General features: G+C 69.5%; 18 protein-coding genes and 1 other RNA gene. 13 read left to right on the top strand and 6 right to left on the bottom strand.

The genetic code is table 11. The annotated features are described in order from the left end of the window. Positions 1 to 74 precede the first annotated feature (74 nt). The 5 genes from ABT294_RS19545 (at position 75) to ABT294_RS19525 (ending at position 3,813) form a co-directional block, all read left to right on the top strand. On the top strand, positions 75 to 1,205 hold the full coding sequence (locus ABT294_RS19545; RefSeq protein ID WP_350807380.1) for an acyltransferase family protein: 1,131 nt from the start codon (positions 75 to 77) through the stop codon (positions 1,203 to 1,205). Further along, positions 1,129 to 1,302, top strand: coding sequence for a pentapeptide repeat-containing protein (locus ABT294_RS19540; RefSeq protein ID WP_350807472.1), 174 nt, complete (start codon positions 1,129 to 1,131; stop codon positions 1,300 to 1,302). The genes ABT294_RS19545 and ABT294_RS19540 overlap by 77 nt, the downstream gene beginning before the upstream one ends. A gap of 42 nt (positions 1,303 to 1,344) precedes the next feature. Then, positions 1,345 to 2,193 carry an alpha/beta fold hydrolase gene (locus ABT294_RS19535; protein WP_350807379.1) on the top strand — a complete coding sequence of 283 codons (849 nt, stop codon included), beginning with the start codon at positions 1,345 to 1,347 and terminating at the stop codon, positions 2,191 to 2,193. A gap of 124 nt (positions 2,194 to 2,317) precedes the next feature. After that, on the top strand, positions 2,318 to 3,097 hold the full coding sequence (locus tag ABT294_RS19530) for an aminotransferase class IV family protein (protein ID WP_350807377.1): 780 nt from the start codon (positions 2,318 to 2,320) through the stop codon (positions 3,095 to 3,097). A 536-nt stretch (positions 3,098 to 3,633) separates the two neighbouring features. Then, positions 3,634 to 3,813, top strand: coding sequence for a hypothetical protein (locus tag ABT294_RS19525; protein WP_350807376.1), 180 nt, complete (start codon positions 3,634 to 3,636; stop codon positions 3,811 to 3,813). Between the two features lie 136 nt (positions 3,814 to 3,949). On the opposite strand, the gene ABT294_RS19520 is transcribed toward ABT294_RS19525, so the two are convergent. Further along, entirely contained in the window at positions 3,950 to 4,255 is a 306-nt protein-coding gene (locus ABT294_RS19520) for a hypothetical protein (protein ID WP_350807373.1), read from the bottom strand. Positions 4,256 to 4,475: 220 nt separating this feature from the next. Here ABT294_RS19520 and ABT294_RS19515 point away from each other — a divergent pair, with 220 nt between their 5' ends. The 4 genes from ABT294_RS19515 to ABT294_RS19500 all read left to right on the top strand — a co-directional run bounded on the left by ABT294_RS19515 (position 4,476) and on the right by ABT294_RS19500 (position 10,162). Beyond that, on the top strand, positions 4,476 to 5,321 hold the full coding sequence (locus ABT294_RS19515; RefSeq protein ID WP_350807372.1) for a M17 family peptidase N-terminal domain-containing protein: 846 nt from the start codon (positions 4,476 to 4,478) through the stop codon (positions 5,319 to 5,321). A gap of 478 nt (positions 5,322 to 5,799) precedes the next feature. After that, the gene (locus ABT294_RS19510) at positions 5,800 to 7,704 is read left to right on the top strand and encodes an amidohydrolase (protein WP_350807371.1); all 1,905 of its coding nucleotides are present in this window, start codon (positions 5,800 to 5,802) and stop codon (positions 7,702 to 7,704) included. A gap of 46 nt (positions 7,705 to 7,750) precedes the next feature. Continuing rightward, positions 7,751 to 8,416: a hydrolase gene (locus ABT294_RS19505; protein ID WP_350807369.1), complete on the top strand. Its 666-nt coding sequence runs from the start codon at positions 7,751 to 7,753 to the stop codon at positions 8,414 to 8,416. A gap of 102 nt (positions 8,417 to 8,518) precedes the next feature. Beyond that, complete coding sequence (locus ABT294_RS19500; RefSeq protein ID WP_350807368.1) at positions 8,519 to 10,162, top strand: MFS transporter; 1,644 nt, start codon at positions 8,519 to 8,521, stop codon at positions 10,160 to 10,162. Positions 10,163 to 10,309: 147 nt separating this feature from the next. Here the strand turns inward: ABT294_RS19500 and rnpB are convergent. From rnpB to ABT294_RS19475, 5 genes are all read right to left on the bottom strand, one after another. Then, an RNA gene (rnpB, locus tag ABT294_RS19495) (RNase P RNA component class A) lies at positions 10,310 to 10,697 on the bottom strand. 90 nt (positions 10,698 to 10,787) lie between these two features. Next, positions 10,788 to 13,988, bottom strand: a complete 3,201-nt coding sequence (locus tag ABT294_RS19490) for a S8 family serine peptidase (protein ID WP_350807367.1) — start codon at positions 13,986 to 13,988, stop codon at positions 10,788 to 10,790. A 130-nt stretch (positions 13,989 to 14,118) separates the two neighbouring features. Further along, on the bottom strand, positions 14,119 to 15,330 hold the full coding sequence (locus ABT294_RS19485) for a bifunctional RNase H/acid phosphatase (RefSeq protein ID WP_350807366.1): 1,212 nt from the start codon (positions 15,328 to 15,330) through the stop codon (positions 14,119 to 14,121). Continuing rightward, a complete protein-coding gene (locus ABT294_RS19480; RefSeq protein WP_350807363.1) occupies positions 15,327 to 16,067 on the bottom strand; it encodes a zinc ribbon domain-containing protein in 741 nt (246 codons plus the stop codon). The genes ABT294_RS19485 and ABT294_RS19480 overlap by 4 nt, the downstream gene beginning before the upstream one ends. A gap of 2 nt (positions 16,068 to 16,069) precedes the next feature. After that, positions 16,070 to 16,870 (bottom strand): Nif3-like dinuclear metal center hexameric protein, encoded by an 801-nt coding sequence (locus ABT294_RS19475; protein ID WP_350807471.1) that lies wholly within the window; start codon positions 16,868 to 16,870, stop codon positions 16,070 to 16,072. Between the two features lie 116 nt (positions 16,871 to 16,986). Between ABT294_RS19475 and ABT294_RS19470 the strand changes: the two genes are divergently transcribed. The 4 genes from ABT294_RS19470 (at position 16,987) to ABT294_RS19455 (ending at position 21,481) form a co-directional block, all read left to right on the top strand. Continuing rightward, the gene (locus tag ABT294_RS19470; protein ID WP_350807362.1) at positions 16,987 to 18,534 is read left to right on the top strand and encodes a flavin-containing monooxygenase; all 1,548 of its coding nucleotides are present in this window, start codon (positions 16,987 to 16,989) and stop codon (positions 18,532 to 18,534) included. 75 nt (positions 18,535 to 18,609) lie between these two features. Further along, positions 18,610 to 19,635: a dipeptidase gene (locus ABT294_RS19465; protein WP_350807361.1), complete on the top strand. Its 1,026-nt coding sequence runs from the start codon at positions 18,610 to 18,612 to the stop codon at positions 19,633 to 19,635. Continuing rightward, positions 19,632 to 20,708, top strand: coding sequence for a M20 family metallopeptidase (locus tag ABT294_RS19460; RefSeq protein WP_350807359.1), 1,077 nt, complete (start codon positions 19,632 to 19,634; stop codon positions 20,706 to 20,708). Before ABT294_RS19465 ends, ABT294_RS19460 begins: the two co-directional genes overlap by 4 nt. After that, positions 20,705 to 21,481 carry a GNAT family N-acetyltransferase gene (locus ABT294_RS19455; RefSeq protein ID WP_350807358.1) on the top strand — a complete coding sequence of 259 codons (777 nt, stop codon included), beginning with the start codon at positions 20,705 to 20,707 and terminating at the stop codon, positions 21,479 to 21,481. The genes ABT294_RS19460 and ABT294_RS19455 overlap by 4 nt, the downstream gene beginning before the upstream one ends. Positions 21,482 to 21,548: the final 67 nt, after the last annotated feature.

Genomic DNA, 21,548 nt, shown 5'->3' with positions numbered 1-21,548 from the left:
CCAGGCCCATACCGCGCCATCCATGCGCTCCCTAACGTCGACAGCACGCCAGACGACGCGAGGAAGAAAGAGACATGGAAACCAACCCCCATCACGGCCCAGGCGCGCTGCCCAGCCAGAGCACCGCGTCCCCGTCACGGTTGTGGTTCGTGGACAATCTGCGGACCCTGCTGATCTCGCTGGTGGTCCTGCACCACATCGCGGCCACGTACAGCGGGCTCCCGGCCTGGTACTACACCGAGAAGCCGACCAGCGGAGCCGTCGCGCTCGGCCTGACGGTCTTCCTGCTGGTCGACCAGGCCTGGTTCATGGGCGCGTTCTTCCTGCTCTCCGGCTACTTCACGCCCGGGTCGTACGACCGCAAGGGCCCGCGTGCCTTCCTGCGCGACCGGCTGATCCGCCTGGGGATCCCGCTGGTGACGTTCTACTTCGTGCTCAACCCGATCCTGTACGCCGGCTCCTACCATGGCGGCTCGCCGCTCGACGCCTACCTGCACACCATCGGAACCGGGCCGTTGTGGTTCGTCCTCGCGCTCCTCGTCCTCGACGGGTCCTACGCCGCCTTCCGCCTCGCGACCAGGAAGCGCCGGCCTCGCGAACGAACCCCCCAGTCGCCCACCTACCCGATGGTGATCGGGCTGGCGCTGGCGCTGGCCCTGGTGACATACGTGCTCCGGATCGCGATCCCGGTGGGCTTCGCGGTGCCGATCATCGGCTTCCCGAGCAGCGCCTACCTTCCGCAGTACATCAGCTTCTTCATCCTGGGGACCGTGGCGTACCGGCGCGGCTGGTTCCACGCCACCACCGCCCGGATGGGCAGGGTCGGGCTCGGCATGGCCATCGGCGCCACCCTGGTGTTCCTCCCGCCCGCGTTGGCCGGCGGGTGGGAGGGGCACGGCACCCTCAGCTCGCTGTTCTACGCGCTGTGGGACTCCACCTTCGCCGTCGGCGTCGTTCTCGCTCTGCTCACCTTCTTCCGCCGCAGGCTGAACACCCAGGGGCCGCTTGGCCGTTATCTGTCCGGTCATGTGTTCACCGTGTACGTGATCCACGCGTTCGTGGTGACGGCGGCAGGTTACGCCCTCAGCGTGCTGGATCTCCCCACGCTGGCGAAGTTCGCGATCGCGGCTGTCGTGGTGCTCCCGGCCTGCTTCATGCTCGCCGGCCCGATCCGCCGGCTCCCCGGCGTCCGCCGCGTGTTCTGAACGGGACGCGCGGCTCCCCTATGCCCGCCTCCACGGCGCCGATCTGCGGCAGGCCGACTTCTCCTGCGGCTCGCGGTGTTCATTACCTGCCGAGTAATCGACGCCATTACCTGGCTCCGCAAGACTTGTGACGTATCCGATGACAACCTCCAGGGAGGACTTCCTCATGCCGTACTTCGAGAGCCTCGATGGAACGAGCTTGTTCTACACCGACTGGGGCCAGGGCACGCCGGTGGTGTTCGTGTCCGGCGCCTGGCTCAGCAGCAGCTCGTGGGAGTTCCAGATGCTGCCGCTGTCCGAGCAGGGCATACACTGCATCGCCTTCGACAAGCGCGGTCACGGCCGCTCGGACTGGGTCGGCCACGGGTACGACTACGACACCCTCGCCGACGATCTCGCGGCGCTGCTCGACCACCTCGACCTGCGCGACGTGACCCTGGTGGCGCACTCGATGGGCGGCGGGGAAGTGATCCGCTACCTGTCCCGCCACGGATACGACCGGGTGTCACGCATCGTGCTGATCGCGGCCACCGCGCCGCTGGCGATCAGGACACCGGACAATCCTGAGGGAATCGACCGGGCCGTCTTCGACGCGGTGAACGCGGATCGGACCAAGGACCGCCCGCGCTGGATGGCCCAGAACGCCCAGGCGTTCTTCGCGACTCACCTCGGCAACAAGATCTCCGCCGAGCTCATGGAGTGGACCGTACAGAAGTGCCTCGACTGCTCGGCCAAGGCCGCCGTCGAGGTGATCAAGACGGGGTTCTGCACCGACCTACGCGAGGAGAGCGCCGCCGTCCAGGTGCCGACCTTGATCATCCACGGCGACGCCGACGCCTCCGCGCCCATCCATCTCTGCGGGCGACGGCTGGCGAAACTGGTGCCGGACAACGTCTACAAGGAGTACCCCGGCGCGGCGCACGGCATCTTCATCACCCACGCCGAGCAGATCAACCAGGACCTGCTCGACTTCATCAAGGAAAGCTGATCCTGAAGCCGCACGTCATGGGCTGACGCCGGGCGCGGACGTCCGCCCGGGCACAGCGCTCGGCCGGCCAGGTGTGCCGCCGGTCCGGCAGGGCTCGCCCGGCCGGCGGTGTCAGACTTGAGCCATGGCGGAACTGAACGGGGAGCCCGTACCCCCTGACGCGCTCCAAGCCTTGGGACTGGTCAACTACGGTCACTTCACTACGATGCGCGTGGAGGACCAGTGCGTCCGCGGCCTCTCCCACCACCTCGACCGACTGGCCCGTGACTGTCACCTGATCTTCGGCGCCGACCTCGATCGTGAGCGCGTCCGCGACCATGTTCGCCATGCGCTCCGCGACACGCGCGGCTCGACCGTCGTCAGGGTGACCGTCTTCGACCCGGATCTTGAGCTCGGGCACCCGGGCGCCGAGGCGCACCCGCAGGTCCTGGTCACGCTGCGGCCGGCAGTCCCGCTGCCGCCTTCGCCGATACGGGTGCGAACAGTGCGCTACCAGCGGGATCTGCCGGCAGTGAAGCATGTGGGGCTGTTCGGCCCTCTGCGCAGCCGCCGCGAGGCCCAGCTCGCCGGGTTCGACGATGTGCTGTTCGTCGACAGCACATCGTTCGTGACGGAGGGCGCGACCTGGAACGTCGGCTTCTACGACGGCGAACGCGTGGTCTGGCCGAGCGACGGCATTCTGCCCGGTATCACCATGCGGCTACTCCAGCAGGTTCACGACCAGACGATCACCGCCCCGGTCAACCTCGCCGACCTCGCCACCATGCAGGCGGCCTTCGCCACCAACGCCGCCATCGGCGCGCGCCCGATCACCGCGATCGACGGCCTCACTCTGCCCGGCGATCACCCCATCTTCGAACTGCTCCGCAAGGAGTACGAGCAGATCCCCGCGGAGACCATCTAGCCCCAGGCAGCCCGTACGGCCCCATCCCTCGAACAGAGCCCCCCGGTCCGGTCGCCGCGGCTGGGCCATGTGCCCTGATCATGTGTGGCGGCAGCTTCACGCCAGGTCAGAGTGGATGAAGTGAGACGACTCGGCCTGTAGGCCGGGCTCAGACGCCGCCCCTCTGTGACCCCGAACTTCTCCCCAACACCCCGTTTACGCTGGCTTTTTCGTCGTTTCCCGTCGTTATGCCGCTCTTCTGGTGCTCCGGCGGAACAGAGACGGAACAGGAACGCGGGACCCCGGAGCGCCGTAGTCACCGCTCCCCCATCAAGTCGGCCTCGGCAGACCCACCTCGGCAGCCCCGGAGCCTCACCGCAAGTCCAGAGGTTCGACCCGAGGCATCGGCACCGCACTCATTCGGCGAACTGAACTACGCCAGGACGCGGGAAGACCCCGAGCTCATGCAGGGCCAGACATCCATGCCGGACTCAGGCTAGGACACCGTCCGGCCGCTTGTTCGCTAACGCGGTCTTGCCCAAGCAGCCGGGCGGTTCGTGCCGCCGCAGGCACGGTCGCGGTTCGTCATCACGCTGCGGTTCTTGCTCGCACTGCCGTACCTGCTGTTCGCGCTGCCGCTCAGCACGCCGATCGCGGCCGGCGCGGCCGCGGTGGCGTCGATCGGCTTCGCCTCTACGCTGCTGTTGCAGGAGCGCCTGATCGCGCTGACCCGGTGAGGATGTTCGCGGCCAGGCACTGGGCCTGCACGTCACGGGCATGAAGGGGATGCAGGCGGTCGGGGCTACGCCGGCCGGCCTTACTGCGCAGTACCTACCCGTAGGCGCGGCGATGACCGTGGTGGCTGTGGCGTCGCTAGCCGTTACCGCGGCGCTCAATCCAGGCCTGCGGCTGTCGGACGGGAAACCGCCGCCCAGATCGCAGCTGACCGCTGCGCAAGCAGATCATCGAGTTGACGGCGCGAATCGCCGCGAGGTTGATCATCCACGTGCCGGATTCGGTGTCGGACCTGAACGGCAGCGTGAACGTGTAATGGATGCCTACAGTCGTGCCGATGATCGCGATCCCGGACACGCCGATCGCCACGATCCGACCGCCCGGAATGCGCCAGAAGGTGTCGTCGGCGTACCGGTCGGCGTGCTTGAACCCCCTGATGATCACGGGGCGAGGAAGAAGTAGCCGAACGGGAGCCAGAGCACCCTCGCGCGGGCGGTGGGCGCTGGAGGCGGACGCAACGGCGCCAAGTCACGACTGTGGAGCTGGCAGGGCAACGTAAAACCCTTCCCAGTTCCTCAGCTGGGCGCACATGAGAGGCTCAAGGTTCCGCACGGAAACCGGCTGGGTGATGCTCCCACGATGCACAGCCACCAGGAATCCGGATATGACACTGAATATCCGATCCTCCAGATCTTCTGGGGTACTGATGGCTCTATCGTTTGGACGATGTCGCACGATCGTTGTCGCTGGCTGCCCCGTCACGCTGGCGGCACTCGCCATGGCATGCTCGCCCGCAGCCGCGGCGTCACCCCCGGGAACGCCGCCCACACCGAGCCCCACGCAGATACCGGAGCAGGCCTTCCAGGCACCCCATGGCCTGGTGTTGAGCGTGAAGGAAATCGGCCCCAGCACACAGCCGGCCGACCTCCAGGTCGTCACTCTGTTCACCAAGGCCTCCGGCCAGACGTTCACCGGCGCGATGGCCGACCTCGACAAGCGGCTCGGAGGCACGCTCAGCGCCGTGCGTGACAGCGGCCAGTTCCAGGCGAACGCCCTGGAGACGCTCTTGATCAACCCTCCACCTGGCTCCATCGCCGCCCGGCGGCTGCTCGTCATCGGCCTGGGCGACGCCGGCCAGGCATCGCTGGATCTGATGAACAAGGTGGGCGCGGTCGCCGCCCGCGAAGCGGTGCGGACGCGATCGGCCACGGTGTCCTTCGCGCCCCTGCTGCGCGACCAGAGCTTCTCCCGGTTGGACACCGCGCAGGTCGGTGCCGAGGTCGTCGAGGGCGCACTCCTCGCCTACGACACCGAGGCCCGGTTTCAGCGCCAGGACCTGCAGCCCTGCTTCGCGCTCAAGCACTGGTACTACGAAGCCGGGCCGACCTACTACCCCGGCGTCGTGACGAAGGTCGGCCAGGCGGTGAAGGACGCGACTGCGCAGGTGAACCGGCGTGGTGACGCGCCTTTCGGCAAGACCGGCCCATCGCACGGCGCCTGCCGCATCTGATCGGTTCCGCGACGACCGCTTCGGGCTGGCCATTACGTAGACCCGAAGCCACAATCTTTAGACTTGCAAGAGGAGCCGGTGGCCATCCGTCAACGCGGATGCGCGTTCTACAAATGGACGTTGAAATACAGGGGAAGAATCCGCCATCCAGGTCGTCATCGGGCTTGCTGCGATCAATTCCTGGATAAATGCTCGCTTGATAACGGTCTGCGGTGAAACCGCCGGGGTAGCGTCATGTGTGTAAGTACAGCAAGGTGGTCCGAGAACGAAGACCGCCACGCGGTAGATGCTTCGCGTTGAGGCCAGCCCGTCAGGGTAGCTGGCCCTGAGTGCTGCCGTGTTTCAGGCCATGCGCGACTGGCGCCCGCATCTTCGGATGAACCCGGTTCCTCAATGAATCCGACAGGTTCGAATCGCGAGCGGGCCGAATGTGCCCGAGCGCCGATTGAGCGGGGCACCGTCGCCAAGGAGTTAGCACATGATCAACGCTATGCCCGTCGAAGGCGTCGTCCCTGACGCTGAAGCCGGCAACCCCGCAGATTTGGTCATACGCAATGGTCGCGTGTACACGCAAGATCCGGTGAGGCCCGCCGCTGCAGCCATCGCCGTTCGGGACGGTCGCGTCGTGGCCGTAGGAGACGACCAGGACATGGCTCCGTTCGTCGGTGCGGAGACCCGGGTCGTCGACGCGCTCAACCGGCGGATCATCCCTGGGCTCAACGACTCCCACCTCCACCTGATCCGGGGTGGTTTGAACTACCTTCTGGAGCTGCGCTGGGACGGTGTCCCGTCGCTGCGCATGGCGCTGTGGATGCTGCGCGAGCAGGCTGGGCGCACGCCCCAGGGCCAGTGGGTTCGCGTGGTGGGCGGCTGGACCGGTGAGCAGTTCGCCGAGCAACGCCTGCCCACGGTCTCGGAGCTGAACGCCGCGGCTCCGGAGACACCCATCTTCGTCCTGCACCTGTATCAGTCGGCCATCCTCAACCGGGCAGCTGTTCGCGCCATCGGGTTGACCAAGGACAGCGTCTCGCCTCCGGGCGGCCAGATCGTCCGCAGTCACTCCGGAGAACCTACGGGACTCCTTCTCGCGGCTCCCGCCGCCACGCTCCTGTACACCACGCTCGCCAAAGGCCCGAAGCTGGCCGAGCAGGAGCAGATCGGCTCCACGCGGCACTTCCTGTACGAACTCAATCGATTCGGCCTGACCAGCGCCATCGACGCAGGCGGCGGCTTCCAGAACTTCCCAGAGAACTACGGGGCGGTGATGAAGCTGACCGAGCAGGGTCTACTGACGATGCGCATCGCATACCACCTCTTCCCGCAGACGGCCGGCCAGGAACTGGACGACCTGCGGCGGTGGATCGGATCTGTCCGGCCCGCTGACGGCGACGAGTGGTTGCGGCTGAACGGCGCCGGGGAAAACCTCGCCTGGTCGCCCGCAGACTTCGAGAACTTCACCGAACCCAGGCCGCTGCGGCCGGAAAGAGCCGACCGAGAACTCGAGGTGGCGGTGCGCCTGCTGGTCGAAAACGGGTGGGGCTTCCGGCTGCACGCCACCTACGAGGAGACCATCCGGGCCAACCTCGACGTGTTCGACAAGATAGCGGGCGATGGTGGATTCCCCCGCGGTGTGCCCTGGTTCTTCGACCACGCCGAGACGGTATCCGAAGCGAGCCTCGACCGGATCGCCGTGATGGGCGGAAGCCTGTCCATCCAGAACCGGATGATGTTCCAGGGCAGCGCCTTCCACGACCGCTACGGACAGGCCCAGGCCGCCCAAGCGCCACCCATCCGGCAGATGCTCGATCGAGGCCTGCTCACCGCAGCCGGCACCGACGCCACCCGAGTCTCCAGCTACAACCCATGGCTGTCCCTGGAATGGCTGGTGCGCGGACGCACCATCGGCGGCCGTGGGCTCATGTCACCGGAGAACCGGGTCGACCGGGCGACAGCGCTGCGAATGTACACCGCCGCCGGCGCGGGACTGACCGGCGAAGCCGGCATCAAGGGCATCCTCAAAGAGGGCTGCTATGCCGACCTGGCGGTGCTGTCGCAGGACTTCTTCTCGGTTCCGGTGGAGGACATCTCCCACATCGAGTCGCTGCTGACCGTCGTCGGCGGGCGGATCGTCTACGCCGCAGGCGAGTTCGAAGGTCTCGCACCTCCCCAGCCCGCCATACAGCCGTCCTGGAGCCCGGTCGCCTTCTTCGGCGGGTTTCATCGCACCGTGCCTCCCACACTGCCTTCCGGCGTGCGCCAGGCTCAGGCTTTGACGGAGGCCGTCGCCGAGTCCGAGGAACACCGCCAGTGGCGTGCCGCTCGAGGCTTCACGAAGGACCGCGCGTCCTATGACGAAATCTTCGATTCCTGCTTCGTTCTGTGAACGTCAGGAATCGGGCGAACATATCACTCGAGAAAAGGAAAGAGAAATGGCGAACATCGGCAACGCGAAACCCGATCCCGCGGCATCGCTTCTCACTCCGCAGGACAGCGTCGTCCTTCTGGTGGACCATCAGCCGCAGATGTTCTTCGGCACCACCAGCACAGATCGAGGCTCGATCATCAACGCGACGGTGGGCCTGGCCAAAGGGGCCAAGGTATTCAACATACCGGTCATCCTGACCACGGTCGCGTCGAAGACCTTCTCCGGGCCGCTGTTTCCTCAGCTGGCGGAATGCTTCCCCGGCGTCGCCCCCATCGACCGGACCACCATGAACTGCTGGGAGGATCCCCGAGTGGTCGACGCCGTCAAGGCGTCCGGCCGGCCGAAGATCGTCATGGCAGGCCTGTGGACGGAGGTGTGCATCGCCCTCGCCTCCCTGTCCGCCGTTGACCAGGGTTATCAGGTGTACGTACCCACTGACGCTTGTGGGGGCGTCACAGCAGAGGCGCACGACAACGCCGTTCGGCGCATGGTCCAGCACGGCATCGTGCCAGTGACATGGCTCACCACCGTGCTCGAGTGGCAGCGCGACTGGAGCCGAACCCAGACCTACGACGCCATCACCGCCGTTATCAAGGAGCACGCCGGCGCCTACGGGCTGGGGCTGGCATACGCCCGCGCCATGCTCCCGCATCATGCGGCCGCAGCCTGACACGGCGGTGCCCGGCGTGCGCTGTTGACATGCGGTGTTCGCACAAGAGGACACCACCATGTCCGGCTTCCCGGCAGCCAACAGCCCCTTGGGCGGCAGAAGATGACGCAACGTGATGGCAACAACGCGATGGGGTCCACCACGGCTGCCGGATCCGTCTGGCAGCCGCTGGGCATCCGCATATTCCGCACCTTGTGGCTGGCTCAGCTGGTTTCCAACATCAGCACTTGGATGCAGACCGTTGGCGCTCAATGGCTGGTCACACAGGAGACGCAGTCGGCGAGCATGGTGGCTCTGGTTCAGACGGCGGCCAGCCTGCCCATCCTCCTGCTGGGAATCCTCGCCGGTGCCCTCGCTGACATCTTCAACCGCCGCCGGCTGCTCTTGGTCTCCCAGTTCGCCATGTTCGCCGCCTCAGGAGTGCTCGCCGTCCTGACCGCGCTGGGACACATGAACTCCTATGGGGTTCTGATACTGACCTTCGCGTTGGGCTGCGGCAACGCACTGATGACGCCCGCCTGGCAAGCCATCCAGCCTGACCTGGTGCCGCGGGATCAGATCTCGAGCGCCGCCAGCCTCAACGGCGTCAACATGAACCTCTCCCGGGCTGTCGGCCCGGCTATAGGGGGTCTCGTCGTGGCCCTGGCGGGCTCGGCTGCGGCGTTCGCCGTCAACGCCCTCTCCTTCCTGGTCACCGCCGCCGCGCTCCTAACCTGGCGTCACTGTCCCGAGCCGGACCCCTTGGGGGCCGAGCGGATTCTCCCGGCGCTACGAGCCGGCCACCGATACGTGCGCCACGCCCCTCGAGTACGCCGGGTGCTGACTCGCGCCTTGCTCTTCGTCCCCGCCGGGACAGCCCTCTGGGCGCTGCTGCCCGTCGTCGCCAACAGGCGGCTGGGGCTGGGCGCGAGCGGTTACGGCCTGCTGCTCGGCGCGTTCGGGGCCGGGGCCGTAGCGGGGGCAGTGGTGCTGCCGCGCATCCGGAGCCACTGGTCGAGCAATACCGCTCTGACAGGCGGCGGCGTGCTGTTCGCGCTGGCCATGACCGCACTGGCCCTCACCCGCAACCCGTGGATCGCCGCCGCGGTACTCACCCTCGCGGGGATGTCCTGGGTCTCTGTCTTGTCCACCCTCAATGCCCAGATGCAGGTCACGACGTCCGGATGGGTTCGTGCACGAGCTCTGGCCGTCTACCTGACGCTCTTCTCGGGAAGCATGGCGATCGGCGCCGCCGTCTGGGGCGCACTCGCCGAAAGAGCCGGCCTCATGGGCACCTTGCTGGTGGCGGCAGCGCTCATGGCGATCGGCTCGATCTACGCGTGGCGGTACCTCGCCATACCCGACACCCCCCTCGACCGATCCGCCTCGGTCCACTGGCCTGCGCCCACCATGCTGCTGGAGCCCTCGAAGGCTGACGGACCGGTGCTCGTCACCATCGAATACCACGTACCAGCCGACCGCGCCGAGGACTTCGTCGAGGCGATGAAGGACTTCGGTCTCTCGCGGCTGCGCACGGGCGCGCTTCATTGGGACCTTTATCAGAACGGGGCGGACCCCGATGTCTACCTGGAAACCTTTGTCGTGGCCTCGTGGGAGGAGCACTTGCGGCAACACTCCGCACGGCTCACCGGCTCGGACCGCGCGCTCGAGGAACGGGCTCGCTCCCTGGTAGATCCCACGGAACCCTTCCAGATCGCCCACTACCTTCCAGCGCAACTGCGTGACCGCAAGAAAGCACGACCATGACGACCCGCTGTCCCCTGCGCATGTCGTTCCGACCCCGGCAGAGCCGGCTCGCGGCGCGATCGACGCCAAGATCGAGAAAGACCTGGCGGAACAGCGCCGGAACAAGAAGGAAGCATGAACCCTCACCCCCTGGTCAGAGGGGTGGAAGTGACGAGTCGGCCTGTAGGCCGGGTTCTGTCCTTCGTTGCGAAGGGGCGACCATCCATCTAGGACCGCCGTTGCCGGCGGCCTCAAGCGGTCTACCCGCGCGGCTCGGGCGGGCAGCCCTCGAACGTCGCGCGCGGGACGCTCCGGAGAGCATCCCTTCTTGACCTTGCTCCGGGTGGGGTTTACCGAGCCGCCCACGTCACCGTGGGCGCTGGTGGTCTCTTACACCACCGTTTCACCCTTACCTCCCCATGGGGAGGCGGTCTGCTTTCTGTGGCACTTTCCCGCGGGTCACCCCGGGTCGGTGTTGCCGACCACCCTGCCCTGTGGAGCCCGGACCTTCCTCGGCGGGCCCGTGAAGGCCCGACGCGGTCGCCCGGCCGACTCGTCTGCACCAAGGTTATCAAACGCAACAACATCGGCGCCAAGATCGTCGATCAGCGGCAGGGTGGAAGCGGGGCCCCACCCTGCGGTTGGGTCATCCGACGGCGTAGGCTCGCGTGATCGTCTGCGTGACGCGATCGCCCGCGGCGTCCATCGCCGTGGCGCGCAGCGAGACGAAGCCCGGCGCGCCGGGGTTGGTCAGCAGCGCCGTCCACCCCGACGGGGCGGGGAGCACCGGCACCGCTCGCCAACTCGCGCCGTCGTCGGAGGAGACCTCCAGCTTGACGGACTTCACTGTGCGGCCGGGCGCCCCGGGGTTCCTCTCGATCCAGAGGGGCAACCGGGTCAGGGATCCCGGCTTCGCCCGGTTGGAGTCGTCGAGGCCGGCCGGCGCGTAGCGCACCGCCATCAGAGGCAGCGGCTGAGCCTTGGCCGTGTTCGCCGAACGGAACGTCCAGACGGCGTCCACCGCCGTGCTGAGCGCCGCGTCCGGCGTCTGCCTGCGCGCCGAGGCGCTCAGCGTGTAGGTCGCGGCGCCCGCGGGGAGCTGCGCCGTGAACTGGCACTTCTCCTCGTCCGAGACCGTGCAGTCGGCCAGCTCGGACTTCGCGATCACCTCGCCGCCGCCAGTGAGGGTGAGGGTGCCGGTGGCCGCGGCGTCGGCGCCGGTCCGTCCGGCTACACCGTCGGTGAACAGCCTCCCGGCGGAGAAGCTCAGCTCGTTCCCGGTGCGCTCGCCGCCGGAGGTGGCGAACGCCGGGCCTGTCACCGCGGCGTTCCACACCTCGTGGACGGGCCCGCGTTCCAGGCGCCTGCTGGTGCCGACCACCTCGGACGTGCCCACCTTGAACTCGGTGTCCCAGACGAATCCAGCGGTCCGGTAGTGCGTCATGGTGCCGGGCAGGTCGATGGTACGGGTCGGAATCGAGAACGACCCGTCGAGTTCGGGCATACGGGGCCCCAGCGCCACCTGGCCCTTGGCCGCGACTCCGGATGCCCGGTAGCTCGCGGCCACCTTCATCAGGTCGGCCGTCCGCGCGGTGTAGGTGGGGTCGTCCGGGATGCCGCCCGTGCGGTAGTCGACGAGGTCATAGCGGTATGGACTGGGCGAGGCGTCCTTCTTGTGCCAGACGGTTCTGGTCATGTAGCGCAACCCGGGCTGCCGCGCGGGAAGCACGAAGAAGTTCTGGTTGGGGTCGCCGCTCGCGGACCACCCGAAAAACCACGACCCGTTGGCGAGGGTGAGCTCAAGTGCCTGCTCGGGGACGGCGGTCGGCTCGTCCACCGAGAACCGGACCTGTTTGGCCTGCCGCGCGTCCAGCACCAGGTTCCGGTCACCGTTGTCGATCTTCAGCGGGATGTGCACGGTCGTGTTCTTGGACCCCTCGTAGATGTCCGCGTAGATGTTCCACTCGCCTTTCGGCAGCCGGACCTTCGCCACTCCCTGGCGGAAGGACAGGAACTCGTGGCCACCGGTCTGGAGGTTGTAGAAGTCCCCTCCGCCGACCGCGGGCTTGCCGTCCCTGCCGATGCCGGTGACGGTCACGTTGTAGGACTCCGGCTCCACGTACGCGCCGGCCAGCGTCCGGATGACGGCGGCGCCCGACCGGGCGGTGACGGTCCCGGGATAGTCCCCCGGCTGCTTGCCCTCAGCGTGGATCGTGAGGGTGACCGACGCCTCCCCTCCCGCAGGCACCTCCAGTCGCTGAGCCGACAGCTTCAGCACGTCACTGTCGGCGGTGAGGTCCAGGGTGACGGAAGCGTCGCCGGAGTTGGCGTAGGTGATGGTCCTGGTCGTCTCCCGCTTGCCGGAGCCCTGCCATGGGAAGGCGGCCCAGACACTGCCAGGCACGGCGACGACCGGCTGTGCCAGCGCGCGGACCAGGTCGACCCGCCCGGCGCCCTGCTGGTAGGGCGTGGCGCCCTCCGTGGGCTTGGCGCTGCCGATCAGTGCCGCCTTGAGCCGTTCGCCGTTCCAGTCGGGGTGCCGCTGGGCGAGGATCGCGGCGGCTCCGGCCACGTGCGGCGCGGCCATCGAGGTGCCGCTGTGCGCGACGTAGGGGCCGTCGGCCGTCCCCTTCGCCGCCGCCGCCACGATGCCGACGCCCGGCGCGGTGATCTCCGGCTTGATCGCGTGGTCGCCCTGCCTGGGGCCTCCGCTGGAGAAGCCGGCCACCTGGTCGGCCCTGTCGACCGCGCCCACGGTCAGGGCGGCGTCGGCGGTGCCGGGGCTGCCCACGCTGCCCACGCTGCCCACGCTGCCCACGCCGCCGCTGTTGCCGGCGGACAGGACGAACAGCGCGCCCGTCCGCGCGGACAGGGTGTTCACCGCCTGCTCCAGCGGATCGAGCTCCAAGGTATCGGGCCCGCCGATGCTCATGTTGATGACCTTGGCCTTGACCTCGGCGGCAGCCCACTCCATGCCTGCCAGCAGGGCGGAGTCGGTGATGCCCATGGCATCACCCACCTTGCCGACGGCAATCTTGGCATCGGGTGCCACGCCCCGGTACTTCTCCCCGGCACCGGCGATGATCGAGGAGACGTGGGTGCCGTGGCCCACGTTGTCCCTCGTGTCGGGGTCGTCGGTGAAGTTCCGCGACTGCGCGACCACGTCCTTGAGGTCCGGGTGGTCCGGGTCGTAGCCGCTGTCGAGGACGGCGACCGTGACGCCCTTGCCGGTCATGCCCTGCTTCCACGCCTCGGTGGCGCCGATCTGCTTGACGCTCTGGTCGAGAGTGAACGGGCGGCGCCCGTCGAGCCAGAGCTTGGTCTTCCCGGCCGCGAGTGCCTGCGGGCCGCCGACCAGATCCTTCCAGGTCTCCCCCGCGCCGGACTTGGGCACGCGCAGCGCGGTCATGCCCAGCTCGGCGAGCCGCCGGGTCTGCCGCGCCGCCCGCGGCACGGGCGCGAACCCCGCCGACGACTGCGTGATCAGCGGGATGTCAGTCGTGTCCGCGTCGCCGTACCGCCACTCCAGGAGCTGGGTGACGTCGAACAGCCGCTCGTCCAGGGCGCCCTCGGCCACCAGCGGCATCGCGTCGGAGGGCAGGACGTACAGATGGCCGTTGCGGCGCTGCGTGGCGTACCTCACCTGCCTGCCCGGCCCGGGCTCCACCCGGTGGCCGCCCCCGGTCAGGACGACGCGGTCGCCGGTCAACAGAGTGACGCTGCCCGTCGCCGGTGCCGTGCCTTCTCGCGTGACGCTCGCCTGCCCAGCCGGATCAGGCGCCTGGACGGCCCCGAAGCCGACCGATCCGGCCAGGACGGCGGCCGTCAGTCCTCTGCCTAAACTCATGCGTTCCTCTCAGCCGTACGGAAGATCGAACGCTTGTTATTACCCTTTGACGGCGGCAGAGTTCACGCCGCAGGGCGGCGCCATCACCACGTGCGGCGGCTGAGGGGTCGCATGGGGTCGGGCACCGGCATCAGCGCAGGTGCGCGGTGTCGTTGAAGGACTTCACCACGGACCGGCCGTCGGCGTAGTGCTCGACCAGCGACAGGCAGGCCACGTCGAGGTGCATGCGGTACAGCGCCTCCGGAGGGGCCATCAGGGCGAGCCGTAGCAGCGTCTTGATGGGCGTCACGTGCGACACCACCAGGACGGTGCGGCCCTCGTACCGTTCCAGCAGGCGGTCGGCGGCTCCCTGGACGCGGCGGGCGACGTCCGCGAAGCTCTCGCCGCCCGGCGGGGGCGTGCCGGGGTCGGCCAGCCAGCGGGTCAGTTCCTCCGGCCACTGGCGCTGGACCTCGGTGAACGTGTGGCCTTCCCAGTCACCGAAGTCGGTCTCTCTGAGGTCCTCGTCGGTCTCGATGTCGAGCCCGGTGCGCTGCGCCACCGCTTCGGCGGTCTGCCTGGCCCGCTTGAGCGGCGAGGTGACGATCGCGTCGAGCCGGTACGGGTCGCGCGAGAGCCTGTCGGCGGCGGCGGCCGCCTGCGCCAGGCCGTTGGCCGTCAGTTCGGCGTCACCGAGGCCGGAGAACCTGCGCTCCACCGACAGCGGCGTCTCGCCGTGCCTGAGCAGCAGCAGCGAGGTCGCCACTCTGGTCGGAGGCCCCCACCCGGTGCCCTGGCCGCGCTGCTGGGCGGTCGCCACGGACGCCGTGGGAGCCGACACGTCGAGGAGGTCCGTCTGTTCGGCGGAGGGAGCGGGCACGGAAGGAGTGGGTACGGAGGGAGGAGACACGGACGTCTCCTGGACGCCGCCCGCCTTCCAGGCCAGCCCCTTGGCCGCGGCGTCCATGGCCTCGTTGGCCAGCCGGTCGGCGTGCTGGTTGCTGGCGCGCGGGATCCACGTCCACTCCGTCACCCGCAGCCGCCTGGCCAGCTTGGACGCCTCCAGCGCCAGCGGCCGCAGCCCCTCGTTCTTGATCTTCCACCGCCCGGCCATCTGCTCGATGACCAGCTTGGAGTCCATCCGCACCGCGACGGCGGCCCCCTCGCCCGCCAGGTCGAGCACCGACCGCAGGCCGGCGATGAGCCCCCGGTACTCGGCGACGTTGTTGGTGGCGACGCCGATGGCCTCGGCCGCCTCCGCCAGGACCTGGCCGTCGGAGGCGTCCATGACCACGGCGCCGTAACCGGCGGGCCCGGGGTTGCCCCGGGACCCTCCGTCGGCCTCGATGACGTAGGAGGTCACAGGCCCGACTCTGGGGTGCGGACGAGGATCCGGCGGCACTCGTCGCAGCGCAGCACCTCGTCATGCGGCGCGGCCTTGATCCGGTTCATCTCGGCGATCGACAGGGCCACCTTGCAGCCCTGGCAGCGCCCGCCCCACAGCATGGCGGCGCCCACGCCGTACTGGGCCCTGAGCTTGTCGTAGAGCGCGAGCAGGTCGGCGGGGATGTCCCCGACGACGGCGGAGCGGCGGCCCTGCGTCTCGCCGGCCTCCTTGTCGATCTCGACGAGCGCGGCGTCGCGGCGGTCCTCGGCCGCGGAGCGGGTGGCGCCGACCTCGTCGCGCTGCCTGCGCAGGTCGCCCACCTTGGTGTCGGCGGCCTCGCGACGCTCCATGATCTCCAGCACGACCTCTTCCAGGTCGCCTTGGCGCTTGTGCAGCGAGTTGATCTCCGACTGGAGGCTGGACAGGTCGCGGGCCGAGGTGACGGCGCCGGAGTCGAGGCGCTTCTGGTCGCGGTCGGCGCGGGTGCGGACGGCGTCGACGTCGCTCTCGGCCTTGCTCTGCTCGCGGGCCAGGTCGCCCGCCTCGGTCTCGGACTCGATCACGTCCGTGGCGAGCTTGGCGTACCGCTTCGACAGCTCGTCGATCTCGGCCAGCTCGGGCAGGGTACGGCGGCGGTGGGCCAGCCTGTCGACCACCGAGTCGAGCTCTGCCAGGTCGAGCAGTCGCTTCTGGGCCTCAGGGGCTGCTTTCATGATCAATATCCTCTTGTCCAAGCATCGGTGACCGTGGCGGAGACACGCGTCTCAACGGTAACGCCACTCGAGCTTAGGACGGACGCGGCGCTGTCGAGCCAAGGCCATTCCGTGGCCCAGTGCGCGGCGTCGATCAGCGCGGGCCCGCCCTCCTCGAGGAACTCGCTGGAGGGGTGGTGCCGCAGGTCGGCGGTGAGGAAGACGTCGACGCCCGCCGCCCGCGCCGTGCCGAGGAGCGAGTCGCCGGCGCCGCCGCTGACCGCCACGCGCGACACGGGCCGCGACAGGTCGCCCGCGACGCGGATCCCCCATGAGGTACGCGGCAGCCCGGCGGCGGCCTGCGCGGCGAACTCGCCCAGCGTCGTCTTCGACGGGAGGTCGCCGATGCGGCCGAGGCCGCGCCAGGGGTCGTCGGGGAACGGCTGGAGCGGCACCAGGTCTCCGGTCAGGCCGACGGCGCGGGCCAGCGCGTCGGAGACGCCGGGGTTGGCCACGTCGGCGTTGGTGTGGGCGGTGTAGAGGGCGACGTCGTGCTTGATCAGCGTGTGGACGAGCCGGCCCTTGGGCGTGTTCGCGGCGACGGACGTGGTGCCGCGCAGGTAGAGCGGGTGATGGACGACGATGAGGTCGGCTCCCCAGTCGAGCGCCTCCTGGGCGACGGCCGCCACCGGGTCGACCGCGAACAGCACCCGCCGCACCGGCTGGGCGGGATCTCCGCAGACCAGCCCCACAGAGTCCCAGGACTCGGCCCGGGCGGGCGGGTAGGCCGCCTCGAGCTCCTCGATCACGTCCGTCAGCGTCACTGCAGCCACCTGGGCAGACTATCGGCCTTCCGGGGTAGGCGGAGATCGCGCGAGAGGGTGTCGCCGGGGGCGGCTCCGGCGTACCGTAAGTGGATCCTGACATGCGGAGGGACGGCATGGCGCCTAGGGTCGCGATCATCGGAGCGGGGTTCGGCGGGCTGTGCATGGCGATCCAGCTCGAACGGGCCGGGATCCACTCGTACACGGTCTTCGAGAGGGCCGGCGACCTCGGCGGCACCTGGCGCGACAACAGCTACCCGGGCGCGGGGTGCGACATCCCCTCGCATCTCTACTCGTACTCCTTCGAGAAGTACGCGAGCTGGACGCGCCGCTACCCCGGCCAACCCGAAATCCTCGGCTATCTGGAGCATTGCGCCGATAAATACGACGTCAGGCGGAAAATCAGGTTCGGTACCGAGGTCACCCGCGCCACCTTCGACGGCTCCCGCTGGCACGTCACCACGGCCGGCGACCAGGCGAAGGGAGAGGCGGGCAGCACACCGGACGGAACCGCGGACAGCCCCGCGAGCGGCCGCACGGGCGGACCAACCGGCGGGACGGCGAGCGGCGCGGGAGGCCGCGCGGCCGGCAGGGTCGAGATTTTCGACGTGGTCGTGATGAGCGTGGGCCAGCTCAACCGCCCCCGCCTGCCCGACATCCCGGGAATGGCGGACTTCGCCGGCGTCTCCTTCCACTCCGCCCGCTGGAACCACGACCACGACCTCACCGGCAGGCGCGTGGCCGTGATCGGCAACGGCTCGTCCGCCGCCCAGTTCATCCCCAAGGTCGCGGAACAGGCCGGTCACCTGACCGTCTTCCAGCGCACCCCGAACTGGGTCATCCCCAAGCCGGACGCCGCCTTCGGCCTCCTGGCCAGGTTGGCCTTCCGCTTCGTCCCCGGCCTCCAGCGCGCCTACCGCGAGTGGATCTACCGCTACGCCGAAGGCGCCCTCTACCCCGCGCTCGCCCAGGGCTGGAGCGCCGGCCTGCTCAGGAAGCGCGCCCTGGCCCATCTGGACGCCCAGGTCCCCGACCCCGAGCTGCGCGCCAGGCTCACCCCCGACTACCCGCCGGGCTGCAAGCGGGTGGTCATCGACAGCGCCTTCTACCCCGCGCTGACCAGGCAGAACGTCGAGGTGGTCACGGACGGGATCGCCGAGATCACCCCGAAGGGCGTGCGGACCGCCGAGGGCCTGCACGAGGTGGACACGATCATCTACGCCACCGGCTTCCGGAGCACCGAGTTCCTCTCCCCGATCGAGGTCGAGGGCCGCGACGGCCGCTCCCTGGAGGAGCAGTGGTCGGGCGGGGCCGAGGCGTACCTGGGCATCTCGGTGCCGAACTTCCCGAACCTCTTCCTGCTCTACGGCCCCAACACGAACTTGGGGCACAACTCGATCGTCTTCATGCTCGAGTGCCAGGTCAGGCACGTCATGGCGTGCCTGCCGCACCTGGCGAGGGGCCCGCTGGAAGTGCGTCCGGAGGCGATGGCGGCGTGGCGCAGGCAGCTGGACGCGGCGATGTCCCGCATGGTGTGGGGTGACGGCTGCCAGAGCTGGTACAAGACGGCGGCGGGCCGCGTCACCAACAACTGGCCGGGCCCGACCACCCTGTACAGGAGGCTGACCGCGAGGCCGCCCCGCCCGGCCTACCGCCGTGTGTGAAGGACTGAATTTCCCGGCAAAGCTTGTGCTGGCCGCCATTGGAACGGGCCAGGGACGCGGAGTAGCGTCCGAGTCATGACGATTCCCCTCCACCAGCGTGCTGTCGTGGCCGACACCCACAATGACCTGCTGATGGCGGTCTCCGCCCGGCCGCCGGAGCAGTGGGCCGCCTTCTTCCGCGAACGGTGGCTGCCTCAGCTCCTCACCGGAGGGGTGAACCTCCAGGTGCTCCCGGTCTTCATCGACGACCAGTACCGCCCGGAGGGCGCGCTCAGGCAGACGCTGCGCATGATCGAGTGCGCGCACGTCCTGGCCGAGGGGAACCCCGACGACGTCCGGATCTGCCTCGACGCCGCCGACATCGACCAGGCCCTGGACGAGGGCCGGATCGCGCTGGTCCTCGCGCTGGAGAGCATGCCGGGGCTCGACGCGAGCGTGGAGCTGATCTCGACCGTGCACCGGCTGGGCGTGCGGATCGCGTCGATCGCGCACTGGGGCCGCACCCCGCTGGCCGACGGCAGCGGCGAGGACACCACCGGCAGCGGCCTGACCTCGCACGGCGTCGCCGCCCTGGCCGAGATGGAGCGGCTCGGCATCGTCTTCGACCTCTCCCACCTGGGCGCGTCCGGCGTGGCGCACGTCCTGGAGCTGGCGTCCGAGCCGGTCATGGCCACCCACTCCGCGGCCCGCGCGCTGCGCGACCACCATCGCAACCTCACCGACGACCAGCTTCGCGCGGTGGCGGCGACGGGCGGCGTGGTGTGCGTGAACTTCTTCGCGCCGTTCCTCACCGACCGCGCCGACGTCTCGCTGGACGACCTGCTCGACCACATCGAGCACGTCGCGGACGTGGCCGGCATCGACCACGTCGGGCTCGGCCCCGACTTCGTCCGCGAGGTGATAGCGGAGCTCACGCCGCCCTGCTGCGAGGGCGTGAACAGCCTGGGCGTCGATCCGATGGCCGCGATCCCTGGGCTGGAGGGGCCGTCCGGGCTGCCCATGGTCACCGAGGGCCTGCTCGCCCGCGGCCTCCCCGAGAAGGACGTCATGAAGATCATCGGCGGTAACGTGCACCGGTTCCTGGGGGAGCGGCTGGCGTGATCGAGGACCTTGAGGAGCTGGTGCTCTGCGAGTCGTACTCGCGCGACCTGGAGGCCGTCGCCCGCAGCGCCGAGGTGGTCGCCGCGATGGGCACCCGGTACCTGGGCGCGCGGCCGGAGTTCCTCGTCACCGAGGGGGTCACGCACCTGCGCTGGACGTTCGGCACGCCTCGCGTGCTGCTGCTCGGCCACCACGACACCGTCTGGCCGATGGGCACGCTGCGCACGCATCCGTGGTCGCTGTCCGACGGGGTGGCCCGCGGCCCCGGCGTGTTCGACATGAAGGCCGGGCTGGTGCAGACGTTCCACGCGCTGGCCGGGCTGAGCTCGCTCGACGGCGTCAGCGTGCTGGTCACGGGTGACGAGGAGCGCGGCTCGCCGACCTCGTCCGGGATGGTGCAGGACGCGGCGCGCGGGCTGGCGGCGGCGTTCGTGATGGAGGCCAGCGCCGACGGCGGCGCGCTCAAGACGGTGCGCAAGGGGACGTCCCTCTACACCCTGCGCGTGCACGGCAGGGCGGCGCACGCGGGCCTGGAGCCGGAGAAGGGTGTGAACGCGGGCGTGGAGCTGGCGCACCACCTCCTGGCCATAGCGGCCATGGGCGCCGGCGACACCACGGTCACCCCGACGGTCCTGGCGGGCGGCACGACGCTGAACACCGTCCCCGCCGAGGCCACGCTCGGGGTGGACGTGCGGGCGGCGACGACGGCGGAGCAGCGGCGGGTCGACGCGGAGCTCCACGCGCTGCGTCCGGTGCTGCCCGGCGTGCGGCTGGAGGTGCTGGGCGGGCCGAACCGGCCGCCGCTGGAGGCCGGGATGTCGGCCGAGCTGTACACGCTGGCGCAGGAGCTGGCGGCGGGGCTCGGCCTGGAGCCGCTGACGTCCGCGTCCGTGGGGGGCGCGTCCGACGGGAACTTCGCGGCGGGGGCGGGCTGCCCGACGCTCGACGGGCTGGGCGCGGTGGGCGGCGGCGCGCACGCCGACGACGAGCACGTCGTCGTCGCCGAGATGCCGGGGCGCACCGCGCTGCTGCGCGCGCTGGTCGAGTCGGTCCGCGGGAGGAACACGGCATGACGGGCAGCGACGCCGCCGCGAGCGCGGCGGCGAAGGCCGGGGTGGAGGTCCGCGAGCTGCGCGAGATCGCCGAGTTCGAGGACGTCTACCGGCTTTTCGACGACATCTGGCACCCCGACCCGCGCAACGTGCCGATATCGGTCGAGCTGATGATCGGGTTCGCGCACGCGGGCGGCTACGTCGCGGGGGCGTACGAGGGGGGCAGGCTCGTCGGCGCGTCCGTCGGCTTCCTGGCGGCGGGGGGCGCGCTGCACTCCCACGTGACCGGCGCGGCGATCGGCCGCGGCATCGGGTACGCGCTCAAGCTGCACCAGCGGGCCTGGTGCCTGGAGCGGGACCTGACGCGGATCACCTGGACCTTCGACCCGCTGGTACGCAGGAACGCCCGGTTCAACCTGGTCAAGCTGGGCGCCAGGCCCGAGGAGTACCTGGAGAACTTCTACGGGGTGATGTCCGACGCGATCAACGAGGGCGACGAGTCCGACCGGCTGCTCACCGTCTGGCGGCTCACCGAGCCGCCGGAGGAGGGCGGCGGCCCGCCGTACCAGGTGGGCGTGCGCGCCGAGGGCGACCAGCCGGTGGTCGGACGCTGGGACGGCAGGACGGTGCTGGTCGGCACGCCGGGCGACGTCGAGACGCTCCGGCGGCGGGACCCGGGCGCGGCCAAGGCGTGGCGGCAGGCGGTACGGGAGGTGCTGGGCGGCCTGATGCGCGAGGGCGCGCGCGTCACCGACTTCACCGACCAGGGCGAGTACCGCGTGACCAGAGCCTGACCCCTCCCCCAGCGCTCCGGCACCACCGGGCTCATCCTTCACCAGAACGAGCCCGAAGAGAGGGGTT

The organism is Nonomuraea sp. NPDC000554, from assembly GCF_040300065.1.
In the GTDB taxonomy this organism is placed as follows: domain Bacteria; phylum Actinomycetota; class Actinomycetes; order Streptosporangiales; family Streptosporangiaceae; genus Nonomuraea.
The sequence above is the reverse complement of the archived record's forward strand: the minus strand, read 5'-3'. Positions and strand labels throughout refer to the sequence as shown.